The sequence below is a fragment of the Streptomyces qaidamensis genome, from assembly GCF_001611795.1.
Taxonomy (GTDB): domain Bacteria; phylum Actinomycetota; class Actinomycetes; order Streptomycetales; family Streptomycetaceae; genus Streptomyces; species Streptomyces qaidamensis.
In genome coordinates this window covers 7309084-7321746 of record NZ_CP015098.1, presented here as the reverse complement: position 1 = coordinate 7321746, position 12663 = coordinate 7309084, and the positions used below count along the sequence as shown (strand labels likewise).

Here is a 12663-nt window from a genome sequence, read left to right as displayed (position 1 = left end):
GCCAAGCACGCCGGCTCGTCTTCACAGCTCGCTGAAGGAAGTGACCGTTCATGTCCGCTCCAGCGCCGTCCCCGCTGGCCATCGTCGACGCCGAGCCCCTGCCCCGGCAGGAGGAGGTCCTCACCGAAGCGGCGCTCGCCTTCGTGGCCGAGCTGCACCGGCGGTTCACGCCCCGGCGTGACGAGCTCCTCGCCCGCCGCGCCGAGCGCCGCGCCGAGATCGCCCGCACCTCCACCCTCGACTTCCTCCCGGAGACCGCCGCGATCCGCGCCGACGACTCCTGGAAGGTCGCCCCCGCCCCGGACGCCCTGAACGACCGCCGGGTCGAGATCACCGGCCCCACCGACCGCAAGATGACCATCAACGCCCTCAACTCGGGCGCCAAGGTGTGGCTCGCGGACTTCGAGGACGCCTCCGCACCCACCTGGGAGAACGTGGTCCTCGGCCAGGTCAACCTGAGCGACGCCTACACCCGCACCATCGACTTCACCGACCCGAAGTCCGGCAAGTCCTACGCCCTCAAGGCGAACGAGGAGCTCGCCACGGTCGTCATGCGCCCGCGCGGCTGGCACCTGAACGAACGTCACCTCGTCGATGCCGACGGCACCCCGGTGCCCGGCGCCCTCGTCGACTTCGGCCTGTACTTCTTCCACAACGCCCAGCGCCTGCTGGACCTCGGCAAGGGCCCGTACTTCTACCTCCCCAAGACGGAGTCCCACCTGGAGGCGCGCCTGTGGAACGAGGTGTTCGTCTTCGCGCAGGAGTACTGCGGCATCCCGCAGGGCACGGTCCGCGCGACCGTCCTCATCGAGACGATCACCGCCGCGTACGAGATGGAGGAGATCCTCTACGAACTGCGCGACCACGCCTCCGGGCTGAACGCGGGCCGCTGGGACTACCTGTTCTCCATCGTCAAGAACTTCCGTGACGGCGGCGCCGCGTTCGTCCTGCCGGACCGCAACGCGGTGACGATGACCGCCCCGTTCATGCGCGCCTACACCGAACTCCTCGTCCGCACCTGCCACAAGCGCGGCGCGCACGCCATCGGCGGCATGGCGGCCTTCATCCCCTCCCGCCGGGACGCGGAGGTCAACAAGGTCGCCTTCGAGAAGGTCCGCGCCGACAAGGACCGCGAGGCCGGCGACGGCTTCGACGGCTCCTGGGTCGCCCACCCCGACCTGGTGCCGATCGCCATGGAGTCCTTCGACAAGGTCCTCGGCGACAAGCCCAACCAGAAGGACCGGCTGCGTGAGGACGTCGACGTCAAGGCGGCCGACCTCATCGCCATCGACTCGCTCGACGCCAAGCCCACCTACGCGGGTCTGGTCAACGCCGTGCAGGTCGGCATCCGTTACATCGAGGCCTGGTTGCGCGGCATGGGCGCGGTCGCCATCTTCAACCTGATGGAGGACGCGGCCACCGCCGAGATCTCCCGCTCCCAGATCTGGCAGTGGATCAACGCGGAGGTCGTCCTCGACAACGGCGAGCAGGTCACCGCCGATCTGGCCCGCAAGGTCGCCGCCGAGGAACTCGCCAACATCCGGGCCGAGATCGGCGACGAGGCCTTCGCGGCCGGCAACTGGCAGCAGGCCCACGACCTGCTGCTGACGGTCTCCCTCGACGAGGACTACGCCGACTTCCTGACGCTCCCCGCCTACGAGCAGCTCAAGGGCTGACTCAGTCCGCGGACGGCTTCTCCGAGTGGCCCAGGGACTTCCCCGGGGCCACTCGGTCGCGTACGGCCTGCTTCACGGCCGTCGGCTCCGGGAAGCCCTGCTCGCGCCGGTCCCAGACGACCTCGTCACCGACGCGGACCACGAACACCCCGCCCGTGCCGGGCTTGAGGGCCAGTTCCGTGAGTTCGGCCTCGAAGGTCGTGAGCAGTTCCTGCGCCAGCCAGGCCGCGCGGGGCAGCCAGCGGCACTGGGTGCAGTACTCGATCTCGACCCGCCGCGCGGCGGCCGGCGAGTCCTCCGGCAGTTCGATCCCGACCCGCTGAACGTCCGTCATCCGAGGTGCACCGACCAATCCTGCTGAGCCGCGGGCTTGCCGTGCAGGTCGGGCACCTGCTTGAGCCACGCGGGGCGTCCTTGCTGGTTCTTCGCCGCCCGCAGGGCCTCCTCGGCGGCGAGTTCCTCCCGGGTGGGGAAGCCCGTGGGCAGCCAGTCCCCGGAGGCCCGCACGCGCGCGTGCAGGTACGTCACGTACGCCGCGCGCACCTCGTCCGCGGTGGCGAAGCCCGGCTCGTCGGCGAGCCAGGCGTCCGGGACCTCGGCGAGGATCCGCCGCAGCAGCTCCTCGGTCACCCGGGGCGCCAGCTCGGCGTCGGCGGCCCGGACGTCGGGCCCGTAGTGGCCGAGGGCGTGGTGCCGGAAGTCGTAGGCCTTGCGGGGGTCGGCGGCGTCCCAGCGGTGGTGGAAGACCAGGGCGGCGCCGTGGTCGATCAGCCACAGGCGCGGGGGTGCGACGCCCAGGGTGGGCCAGACCATCAGGTTGGAACTGTGGACCGTGCGGTCGACGTTCACGGTCAGGGCATCGAGCCAGACGATCTTCCCTGCCTCCAGCGGGCCCACGGGGAAGACCCGGGCGAGCTCCGGCGTGAAGTCCCGGGCGCCCGGCAGGTGATCCATGCCGAGGTTGACGCCCGCGCTGGCCGCGTGCAGGCCCCGCACCTCCTGGTGCGGCTCGTGGTCCGCGATCGCCGGGTCGAAGTGCACCAGGACCAGCTCCGGGAAGCGCAGCCCGAGGGCGCGGGCCAGCTCCCCCACGATCACCTCGGCGACGAGTGCCTTGCGGCCCTGCGCAGAGCCGGTGAACTTCACGACGTAGGTGCCGAGGTCGTCCGCCTCGACGACGCCGGGGACGGAACCGCCGGATCGCAGCGGTTCGATGTAGCGGGTCGCGGTGACCTCTCTCATCATCTTCTTAGGTCACCCGCCTCATCAGCCTTGCAATCCACGGCCATTCCCGGAGATGCTGAACAGTGGGAACTGGCCGTCGGCAGCCCTGGGGAGAATCTGGGGAGTTTCGACCGGCATGCAGATCTCCCCGCCTCCTCAGCAGTCCGTCAATGGCCGTCCGCCCCTTGCTTCCGGCCTCCGGCATGAAGTGAGCATAGTAACCGAGGGTGATCGCCGGCGAGGAGTGCCCGAGCCACCGCGCCACGGTCACTACGGACTCTCCCGCCTCCAGCATGATCGAGGCATAGGTGTGCCGCAGCACGTGGAAGCCGTCCTTCGGAGCCGCTTCCCACTGCCAGTCCTTTGCCCCCTTGGCACGTGGCGGGATGATGCCGGCCTTGGCCAACGCGGGCTTCCAGGTGTAGGTGTTCCACGTGTTCACCGCAATGGCGTTGCCGAATCGTGTGGTGAGTATGACGTCGCGGACTCGCAGCGCCATCTCCAGCGGCCACGCCTCGCGCCGCTCCTGTGAAGCCTTGGGCCACCGCACGGACTTCGCGTGCATGGGGTTCCTGGCGAGACCGCTTGTCATCGACCGCCGCCTCCAGAATGGAGGACAGCTCGGACAAGATGCCGCGCCGGTAGTCGACCGAGGAGACGGTGGCCTCCGACTTCGCTGTGTACGCGCGCGTGGCTGCTCGACGAAGCCACGCCTTGGCATCCTCCAGGGTCTCGAAGGAACGATCCCGGACCCCGGGTATGCCGGCGACCTGGCTGGCCCTGCGGATCGTGCGGGACACCCTGGGGTTGTTCCTGGAGTCCCGGGCGCGGTCGGGATCGCCGCGGCTCTGCGGCACGACCTGGGCGCCGCCTCGCTGGGAACGGTCCTCACCGGCGGCAACTTCTCGCCCGCGCTCCTGGGCGAACTCGCCCCGGATCCGTCACGGGCGGAAGGCCCGGCCTCGCCCGCCGCTGACCAGCGCGCCCGATGACCGCGCCCGGTGACGTCGGTCCAGGAGTGGGGGACAGTCCGCCGCCGTCCCGCGCGCCGTGGGGCTTGCGGCCGCCGGGCTGTTCACCGTACGGCAGCACCGCCGGGGACGCCGCCGACCGCCCACCGCCCGGTCACGGACCGCCGTCTTCGCAGACGGCTAGGCTGACCGAGTCGGCCCATCGGACCCCGCACGACATGGGCCGCACGCCCTGTACGCGGCTCGGAACGTCGAGGGAGGTACCCATGCGGCTGGCGCGCGTACTCGCCGCCGCCCTCACCGCGGCACTGCTGCTCGCAGGGTGCGGCGGAAGCGACGCGCCGCCCCGCCCGTCCGGGGAGATCAAGGTGGCCACCGGCAACCCGGGCGGTGTCTACGCGGACTACGGGGCCGGTTACGCCGACCTCATCGAGGGCCGGCTGCCGGACGTCTCGGCGCGGGTTCTGCACACCGGAGGCAGTGTGGACAATCTGCGCCGGGTGGCCGCCGACCAGGCACAGGCGGGCTTCACCCTCGCCGATTCCGCCGCCGACGCGGTCGCCGGGAGCGCGCCCTTCTCCCAGAAGCTGCCCGTGGTGGCGCTGGCCTCGCTCTACGACAACTATGTGCAGTTGGTGGTCCGCGCGGACAGCCCGGTCCGCAGCGCGAAGGCGCTGCACGGGCTGCGGGTCTCCGTGGGGTCCGAGGGCTCAGGCACGGCGCTGATCGCCGAGCGCATCCTGAAGGTCTCCGGGCTCTCCCCCGACGGTGACCTGACCTCGCTGCGGCTGGATGTGCGCGAGTCGGCGACCGCCTTGGCCGAGGGGCGTATCGACGCCTTCTTCTGGAGCGGCGGTCTGCCGACCGGAGCCATCACCGAACTGCGCCGCAGCACCATGATCCGCCTCGTCGACCTCGGCGACGTGGTCGACGAGCTCACCGGGTCCTACGGCGAGCTGTACACCGAGACCACCGTGCCGGCCGTCGTGTACGGAGCGCAGAGCGCGGTGACCACGGTGAGCGTGCCGAACTTCCTGGTGGTACGGCGGGACATGCCGGACGCGGAGGCGTACTGGCTGACCCGGCTGCTGTTCGAGGGGCAGTCCCGGCTGATCCGGGCGCACCCTGAGGCCCGCCGCCTCGACCGGCGTACGGCGATCGCCACCCACCCGCTGGAGCTGCACCCCGGCGCCGCTCGGTGGTACCGCGAGTCACATCCCTGACCGCTCGCAAGTACCGTCACCGGCTCCCCTCACAGCGGATCGGACAGGGGATCCCCGGGGAGTGCCGGCGCGGCGGGCAGCCGTACGGTGGCGGAGAGTCCGTGTGGCCGCGCGGCTGCCAGGAGCAGTTCACCGCCGCCAGCCTCCACCACCATGCGGGTGAGCGCGAGGCCGAGCCCCGTGCCGCGGACGTTCTGGTGACGTGTGCTGCGCCAGAACCTCCCGCCCGCCTGGGACAGTTCCTCCGCGGTCAGGCCGGGGCCGGCATCCCGTACCGTCACCTCGACCGTTTCCATCGCTGCCCCGGCCGGGGCGCGGTGCACGGAGACATCGACCGGTGCCCCCTCGCCGAACTTGAGGGCGTTGTCGAGCAGGGTGTCGAGTGCGTGGTCGAGACAGTCGGGCAGGGACAGCGCGCTCACCCCGTCGGGAATCTGCGTGGTGAGCGGGACACCCGCACCGGAGAAGGCAGCCCGCCAGGCATCGACCCGGTGCGTCACCACGGCGGTGACGTCGACCGGTCCCCTTTCCGCCTCCGACGCCTCCGCCCTGGCCAGCCGCAGCAGCGCGTCGAGCATCTCGCCGAACCGGTCGGCCTCCTCCACGGCGAAGTGCAGTTCGTTCAGACCGCGCGGGTCGTTCACGAACTCCTCCAGGTTCTCCACCCGCAGCCGGAGCGCGGTCAGCGGATTGCGCAGTTGGTGGGACGCCTGTGCCACGAACGCCCGCTGCTGCTCCTGGGAGGCGTGCATGCTGTCCGCCATCACGTTGAAGTGGTTGGCGAGGCGGCGCAGTTCCGGGGCACCCACCCGCTCCGACACACGGGTCTTCAGGCTCCCGAGGGCGACCTCATGGGTGGCACGGTCCAGGTCGTGGACAGGACGGAGCACCCAGCGGACCACCGGCGCCGCGACCGCGATCACCACCAGGACGAGTGCCGCGAGGCTGCCCAGCACCACCAGGGTCAGATGGTCGGCCACCTCGGAACGGGCCTGTTCGGTGGGTGAGACGATCAGCACGGCACCCAGCACACGGCCGTCGCGCCGGACGGGCTCGGCCAGCACGAAGGGCCGGTCGTCCCATGGCCACCACACGCCGGGCTGCTCGGGAGGCCGGTCGGCGAGGGCGAGCAGCAGCGCCGACCGCGCCTGCGGCTCCTCCAGGTCGACGGGGCGCGAGGCGATCACGGTCTCGCTGTCGGCGTCGACCACCGCGACGCGTGAGTCGTAGAGGTTCGCGTAGCGGTCGGCGGCGGCCTCCAGACGGCCGGTCCGCCCCGACTCCAGGGCGGTGGCGGCCAGGTCCGCGAACCAGGCGCCGTCCTCGACCCTCCCGATGAACGAACTCTGGACCGTACGCTCCGCGGTGGCCCGCACCAGGGGCAGGCTGAGCGCGACGATCAGACCTGCGACCAGGACGAAGACGATGAAGAGAAGTCGGCGGCGCATCCGGCGTCCTCACTCGCCTGCCGCCGCCGGACCGCCGGCCTCCGCGCCACCACCGTCGGCTCCCGGACCGGTGCCGCCCCCCGGATCGCGGGCCGCCCCCGGGCCCGCGGAGAGCCGGTACCCGAACCCTCGCACGGTCTGTACCAAGCCCCCCGCCCGCCCCAGCTTGCCGCGCAGGGTGGCCACATGGACGTCGAGGGTGCGTGACATGCCGTCGTACGTCGTCTGCCACACCTCCACCACGATCCGGTCGCGGGGTACGGCGGCACCGCCCGCGCGGGCCAGCAGGGCGAGAACCTCGAATTCCTTGAAGGTCAGGGCGACGCTGCGCCCGTCCACGGTGACCGTGCGCCGCCCGAGGTCCACCTCCAGGCCCTCGACGGCGACGAGCCGGTCCTCATGGCCGCGCTGGCTCACGCTGCGCCGGAGCACCGCCTCGATACGGGCCAGCAACTCCGCGGTGCCGAACGGTTTCACCACGTAGTCGTCGGCGCCGCTGCGCAGCCCCCGCACCCGGTCGGGCTCGTCTCCCCTCGCGGTCACCGCGATCACCGGTACGCCGCCGCGGGCGCGCAGTTCGCGGCAGACCTCGATGCCGTCCCGGTCGGGCAGGCCCAGATCGAGCAGCACGAGATCGGCAGGGGGTGCCGCCAGGGCGTCGGCGGCGTTCGCGGCACGCCGTACCTCGTATCCGTGGCGCCGGAGGGCACCGGTGAGGGCGTCGGCGACCCGGTTGTCGTCCTCGACGAGAAGTATCCGCACACGGCCTCCCGGTGGATGGAATCCGGCGGGCCCTGAGGCCCGGCGGCACAGGTGCCGAGGGAGCGCGCAGGTCACAGCCGGTGCGATGAGCGTAGAAGTGACCGCCGTCACTGAACCCTAAACCTACGTTAAGTCCTCGGTCGTGCTCTGTTGCACGCATGTGAACAGCTGCCACGGTCTGGGACACCACGAACCGCCTAGTCCCAGGAGAAGCCGCGATGAGCATGGCAACGGTGCCGCCCGAGTCGAGGCCGCGATCAGCGGAGGAGCTCGTGGCCGAGTTCGAGCAGGAGCGGCCGGCCCGGAAACTCTCCCCTCGGGTCTCCGCGGCCGTGTCAGTGGTGTGCGCCTCGCTGTCGGTCTTCGTGCTGTACGCGATCTTCTTTCCGGTTGCCAAGGGCACCCAGTACTACCTGACCCTCTTCCTCGCGGGGACGCTGCCGTTGATCTTCCTGACCCACCGCGGGACAGTGCGGGTACCGGCGCTGCTGCTGCCCTGGCGACGCGGTGACCGCACCGCGCCCGCCGACGGGGTGCCGGACAAGGCGGCCGTCCGCCACGACAAACCGGGGTGGCTCGACTGGCTGCTCGCCGCGGCGGCACTCGCCGTGTGCCTGTACCCGCTGCTGGAGTTCGACGCCTTCATCGAGCGGCGCCAGCTGCCGACCTCGCTGGACACGGCGGCCGGCCTCGCCATGATCGTGCTGGTCCTGGAGGCGTGCCGACGCACCACCGGCTGGGTCCTGCCGGCCTTCTGCGCGAGCTTCCTGGTGTACGCGTACTACGGCGGACTGCTGCCGTACGACTGGTCGCTGGCGCACGGCGGCTTCGACATCGACGCGATCGCGGCCCACTTCTTCATGGGCACCGACGGCGTCTACGGCGTGCCGCTGAACGTCGCCGGCACCTACATCGTCCTGTTCACCATCTTCGGCGCCGTCCTCGACATCTCCGGCGCGGGCAAGTTCTTCATCGACCTGTCGTTCGCGGCCTTCCGCGGCTCCCGCAGCGCGCCCGGACGCACGGTGACCGCCGCGGGCTTCCTCCTCGGCACCGTCTCCGGTTCCGGCACCGCGACCGCGGTCAGCCTGGGCTCGGTCGCCTGGCCCGTCCTGCGCCGGGCCGGTTACGGCAAGGAGCAGGGCGGCGGAGTGCTCGCGGCCGCCGGGATCGGCGCGATCCTCTCCCCGCCGACACTGGGCGCCGCCGCGTTCATCATCGCCGAGTACCTGAGGGAGAGTTACCTCACCGTCCTGCTGTACGCGCTGGTGCCCACGCTCCTGTACTACCTGGGCATCCTCCTCGCCGTCGAGATCGACGCCCGCAAGCACCACACCCAGCCCGTGGTGGACGACGAGCCCACCTCGGCACTGCGCCTGCTGGGCCGGTTCGGCTACCACTTCCTCTCCCTCTTCATGATCGTCGGCTTCATGGCGATGGGGCTGCCCCCCTTCAGGGCGGTGGTCTACGCGACGGCCCTGCAGTTCCTGCTGTCGTTCCTCGACCCCAAGCACAGGATGACGCCGCGACGGCTGTACCAAGCCCTCGCCGAGGGCAGCAAGTCGGTCCTCCCGGTCGTCGCCACCTGCGCCGCGGCGGGCATGATCGTCGCCGTCGTCACCCAGACCGGTCTCGGCCTGAACCTGGCCTCGGTCATCGTCGACGCGGCCGGGGCCTTCGGCGAGAACCCGACCGTGACACTGGTCCTGACCGTGCTCTTCGCCGCCGTCGCGGTGTCGATCCTCGGGCTCGCGGTCCCGGTCACCGCCTCGTTCATCATCGCCGCGGTGATCATCGCGCCGGCCCTGCTCGAACTGGGAGTCGCCACCCACGAGGCGTACATGTTCATCTTCTACTACGCCGTGCTCTCCGAAGTGAGCCCGCCGACGGCCATGGCGGCGGCCGCCTCCGCCGCGATCACCGGCGGCAACCCGATGCGCACGATGGTGGCGACCTGGAAGTACTCGCTGCCCGCGTTCCTCGTGCCGTTCGCCTTCGTCCTCACCGACAACGGCGCCCATCTGCTCGGCACCGGCGGCCTGTGGGGCGTCCTGTGGACCACCGCGGTCTCCGCCCTCGCCGTGGCCGCACTGGCCGCGGCCACCGGAGGCCGGCTGCTCGGCCCGGCGGGCCCGGTGGAGCGTGCGCTGTGCGCCGCCGCCGCCCTGTGCCTGCTGTACCTCGAACCCGTGGCGATCACCGCGGGTTGCGCGGCCCTCGTACTCGCCCTCGGCGTGCATCTCGTACGCCGTCGGCAGTCCACCCTCTCGGGTTCCACCACCGGTGAGAACCCCCAGGCGGACACCATCACGGAAGGACAGCTCTCCTCATGAAGCACCGGATGCGCACCCTGCGCCTCGCCACCGCCGCTCTCGCCGTAGGTCTGCTCGCCACCGCCTGCGGTGGCGGGAAGCAGACCGAGAACACGGCCGCCGACAGCGGCGGGAAGGGAGGCCGGCTCACCATCGCGACCGGCCCCACCACCGGCGTCTACTACCAGGTCGGCGGCGGACTCGCGGAGCTGATCTCCGACAACCTCGACGGCTACCGGGCCACCGCCACCACCACTGGCGCCTCCGTGCAGAACATCCAGGGCCTCGGAGCCGGCACCTACGACCTCGCCTTCTCCCTGCTCGACACCGCCGGCGACGCCGTCGAGGGCAAGGAGTCCTTCTCCTCCCCCCAGGACATCGAGGCACTGACCCGGCTGTACCCGAACTACACCCAGGTACTGGTCCGCTCCGACGCGGGGATCGACTCCATCGCAGACATGAAGGGCAAGAGAGTGTCCACCGGGGCCCCCGGCTCCGGGACGGAAGTGATCGCCAACCGGCTGCTGAAGGCCGCCGGGCTGGACCCCGCCAAGGACATCTCCGCCGACCGTCTCGGCCTCCCGGAAACCGTGGACGCCATGAAGGACGGCACGATCGACGCGCTGTTCTGGTCCGGCGGACTGCCCAGCGGCGGGATCACGGACCTCACCACCAGCCTCAAGAAAGAGGTCCGCTTCCTGGACGTGACACCGCACCTGTCCGCTCTGAACCAGGAGTACGGCGACGTCTACATGACGGCCTCCATCCCCAAGTCCGTATACAACCAGTCCAAGGACGTGCCCACGATCGTGGTACCGAACGTGCTGCTGGTGAAGAAGGGCTTCGACCCGGATCTCGCCGCCGAGATCGTCAACCTCGTCTACGAGAAGAAGAGCGAACTGGAGAAGGTGAACGCGGCCGCGGCCGACATCGATCTCGACATGGCCGAGATCGTCACCCCCGTCCAGCTGAACCCCGGCGCGGAGAAGGCGCTGAAGGCCCTCGCCCAGAAGTCCTGAACCACAGGCAAGGGGCAGGTGGCCGGTCCGTCCCGAAATGGACCGGCCACGCATCACAGACAGATCAACCTCTGCCCGGCGCGGGCGCACCAACGCGCGCGAACGACAAGCCGTACGACCGATCACGGGAACCGCTGCCGGCCCCTCCTTCATATGCCTGCTGCCTCACGCCCGCCGACCGTGTCCGCGGTGTCGCCGCCCGGTCCGCGCCGGGAGCGCACCTGTCAAGGGGTGATCATGGTGCACACCCACAGAGAGCCCCTGTGCCGCGACTTCACCCTCAGCACGGGGGACGAGACCGTTCCCACGGCGCGTCGGCTCGTCCTGTCGACGGTCGGCGACTGGGGTCTGGCGCTTCCGGACGAGACGCTGGATGACCTGGCGCTGCTCTCCGGCGAGGTGATCGCCAACGCGCTGCAGCACGCCACCGGCCCGTACAACGTCGTCGTGAGCTGGACGAGGGCCCGGCTGCGGGTGGAGGTGGCCGACACGGCTCGCCCTTTCCGGACCTCGCATGGTGGCGGGCCGTACGCCGAGAGCGGTCGCGGCCTGTTGCTGGTCGCGGCCCTGGCGGCCGATTGGGGCAGTACGCCCACGGCCACGGGAAAGACCGTTTGGTTCGAGGTAGCACCCCACGCGCCCACAAGCCATCTCGACCGGCCGGCGTCGTGACACGAGCGGCGCCGGAGACCCCCAGCCTCCGTATTCACTCCGACTGCATGGGAAAGACATGATCTTGAGGACATTCGGCTGGTCGTTCGCCGTCACGGCGGCCGGCCTTGCCTTCGCCGCATGGCAGTGGGGCTGGGAGGCGTTCGGGATCGTACTGATCCTGTCGATCCTCGAGATCTCGCTGTCCTTCGACAACGCGGTCGTCAACGCCGGGATCCTGAAGAAGATGAACGCCTTCTGGCAGCGCGTCTTCCTCACCCTCGGCATTCTGATCGCGGTGTTCGGCATGAGGCTGGTGTTCCCGGTCGTGATCGTCGCCATCAGCGCGAAGGCCGGCCCCATCGAGGCGGTGCAGCTCGCCCTCGACGACCCGAACCGCTACGAGGACCTGGTCACCGACGCCCACCCGGCGATCGCCGCCTTCGGCGGCATGTTCCTGCTGATGATCTTCCTGGACTTCATCCTCGAGGACCGGGACATCAAGTGGCTGGCCCGGCTGGAACGCCCGCTCGCCAAACTCGGCAAGGTCGACATGCTGTCGGTGTGCGTCGCGCTGATCGTGCTGCTGGCCACCGCGATGACCTTCGCCACCAACGCCCACGTCAGCACGGGCCACGCCGACAAGTCCGCCACCGTGCTGCTCTCCGGCGTCGCCGGCCTGGTCACGTATCTCGTGGTCGGCGGTCTCTCCGGCTACTTCGAGGACAAACTCGAAGAGGAGGAGGAGCACGAACACGAGGAGGAGGAAAAGGCCAGGGCAGAGGGCAAACCGGTCTCGGCCGTCGCCCTGGCCGGCAAGGCCGCGTTCTTCCTCTTCCTGTACCTGGAAGTGCTGGACGCGTCCTTCTCCTTCGACGGGGTGATAGGCGCCTTCGCCATCACCAACCACATCTTCTGGATGGCGCTCGGCCTGGGCATCGGCGCGATGTACGTGCGTTCGCTGACGGTCTTTCTGGTCCGCGAGGGCACCCTGGACGACTACGTCTACCTGCAGCACGGCGCCCACTACGCGATCGGCGCGCTCGCCGTGATCCTGCTGGTGACGATCCAGCACGAGATCAGCGAGATCATCACCGGCCTGGTCGGCGTGTTCCTGATCGCGGCCTCCTTCCTGTCCTCCGTGCGACGCAACAAGACACTCCAGGCGGCAGAAGGAACAGCCGCGGCCTCGGGCGAGAAGACTCAGGTCTCGGCCGGGGCCTGACCAGCCGACGAACCCTCGTGTGCCGTTCCACCACAGCGGGTCGCCCGGGGAGCGCCTCCCACTCTGCCCTTCCGCCCGCTCGACCAAGCCGTCGCTACACGCTCCGCCCACTGCATGGGGTGAACCCCCGCCAACGGCGCACAGCACACCCG

11 protein-coding genes are annotated in these 12663 nt (G+C 70.3%); 6 read left to right on the top strand and 5 right to left on the bottom strand.

The window, feature by feature from the left end; translation table 11 throughout:
- Positions 1–50 precede the first annotated feature (50 nt).
- Positions 51–1676: a malate synthase A gene (aceB, locus tag A4E84_RS32365; protein ID WP_062929946.1), complete on the top strand. Its 1626-nt coding sequence runs from the start codon at positions 51–53 to the stop codon at positions 1674–1676.
- 1 nt (position 1677) lies between these two features.
- Here the strand turns inward: aceB and A4E84_RS32360 are convergent, their stop codons facing one another.
- The 3 genes from A4E84_RS32360 to A4E84_RS32350 are packed head-to-tail and all read right to left on the bottom strand — an operon-like array spanning position 1678 to position 3465.
- Positions 1678–2010, bottom strand: coding sequence for an Rdx family protein (locus A4E84_RS32360; protein WP_062929945.1), 333 nt, complete (start codon positions 2008–2010; stop codon positions 1678–1680).
- Positions 2007–2921 (bottom strand): HipA family kinase, encoded by a 915-nt coding sequence (locus A4E84_RS32355; RefSeq protein ID WP_062929944.1) that lies wholly within the window; start codon positions 2919–2921, stop codon positions 2007–2009. Before A4E84_RS32355 ends, A4E84_RS32360 begins: the two co-directional genes overlap by 4 nt.
- Positions 2922–2925: 4 nt before the next feature.
- Positions 2926–3465, bottom strand: a complete 540-nt coding sequence (locus tag A4E84_RS32350) for a tyrosine-type recombinase/integrase (RefSeq protein ID WP_062929943.1) — start codon at positions 3463–3465, stop codon at positions 2926–2928.
- Positions 3466–4137: 672 nt separating this feature from the next.
- On the opposite strand from A4E84_RS32350, the gene A4E84_RS32345 reads away from it, so the two are divergent.
- The gene (locus A4E84_RS32345) at positions 4138–5094 is read left to right on the top strand and encodes a TAXI family TRAP transporter solute-binding subunit (RefSeq protein ID WP_062929942.1); all 957 of its coding nucleotides are present in this window, start codon (positions 4138–4140) and stop codon (positions 5092–5094) included.
- Positions 5095–5123: 29 nt separating this feature from the next.
- On the opposite strand, the gene A4E84_RS32340 is transcribed toward A4E84_RS32345, so the two are convergent.
- The gene (locus A4E84_RS32340; RefSeq protein ID WP_062929941.1) at positions 5124–6542 is read right to left on the bottom strand and encodes a HAMP domain-containing sensor histidine kinase; all 1419 of its coding nucleotides are present in this window, start codon (positions 6540–6542) and stop codon (positions 5124–5126) included.
- Positions 6543–6551: 9 nt separating this feature from the next.
- Positions 6552–7304, bottom strand: a complete 753-nt coding sequence (locus A4E84_RS32335; protein WP_062929940.1) for a response regulator transcription factor — start codon at positions 7302–7304, stop codon at positions 6552–6554.
- Between the two features lie 218 nt (positions 7305–7522).
- Here A4E84_RS32335 and A4E84_RS32330 point away from each other — a divergent pair, with 218 nt between their 5' ends.
- The 4 genes from A4E84_RS32330 (at position 7523) to A4E84_RS32315 (ending at position 12511) form a co-directional block, all read left to right on the top strand.
- A complete protein-coding gene (locus A4E84_RS32330) occupies positions 7523–9637 on the top strand; it encodes a TRAP transporter permease (protein WP_237305024.1) in 2115 nt (704 codons plus the stop codon).
- A complete protein-coding gene (locus A4E84_RS32325; protein WP_107308407.1) occupies positions 9634–10635 on the top strand; it encodes a TAXI family TRAP transporter solute-binding subunit in 1002 nt (333 codons plus the stop codon). The genes A4E84_RS32330 and A4E84_RS32325 overlap by 4 nt, the downstream gene beginning before the upstream one ends.
- A gap of 237 nt (positions 10636–10872) precedes the next feature.
- Complete coding sequence (locus tag A4E84_RS32320) at positions 10873–11307, top strand: ATP-binding protein (protein ID WP_063827585.1); 435 nt, start codon at positions 10873–10875, stop codon at positions 11305–11307.
- A gap of 58 nt (positions 11308–11365) precedes the next feature.
- Positions 11366–12511, top strand: coding sequence for a DUF475 domain-containing protein (locus tag A4E84_RS32315; protein WP_062929938.1), 1146 nt, complete (start codon positions 11366–11368; stop codon positions 12509–12511).
- Positions 12512–12663: the final 152 nt, after the last annotated feature.

Coding starts and splice junctions, on each gene's coding strand:
- aceB (WP_062929946.1), top strand. CDS start 51: ATGTCCGCTCCAGCGCCGTCCCCGCTGGCCATCGTCGACGCCGAGCCC.
- A4E84_RS32360 (WP_062929945.1), bottom strand. CDS start 2,010: ATGACGGACGTTCAGCGGGTCGGGATCGAACTGCCGGAGGACTCGCCG.
- A4E84_RS32355 (WP_062929944.1), bottom strand. CDS start 2,921: ATGATGAGAGAGGTCACCGCGACCCGCTACATCGAACCGCTGCGATCC.
- A4E84_RS32350 (WP_062929943.1), bottom strand. CDS start 3,465: ATGCACGCGAAGTCCGTGCGGTGGCCCAAGGCTTCACAGGAGCGGCGC.
- A4E84_RS32345 (WP_062929942.1), top strand. CDS start 4,138: ATGCGGCTGGCGCGCGTACTCGCCGCCGCCCTCACCGCGGCACTGCTG.
- A4E84_RS32340 (WP_062929941.1), bottom strand. CDS start 6,542: ATGCGCCGCCGACTTCTCTTCATCGTCTTCGTCCTGGTCGCAGGTCTG.
- A4E84_RS32330 (WP_237305024.1), top strand. CDS start 7,523: ATGAGCATGGCAACGGTGCCGCCCGAGTCGAGGCCGCGATCAGCGGAG.
- A4E84_RS32325 (WP_107308407.1), top strand. CDS start 9,634: ATGAAGCACCGGATGCGCACCCTGCGCCTCGCCACCGCCGCTCTCGCC.
- A4E84_RS32320 (WP_063827585.1), top strand. CDS start 10,873: ATGGTGCACACCCACAGAGAGCCCCTGTGCCGCGACTTCACCCTCAGC.
- A4E84_RS32315 (WP_062929938.1), top strand. CDS start 11,366: ATGATCTTGAGGACATTCGGCTGGTCGTTCGCCGTCACGGCGGCCGGC.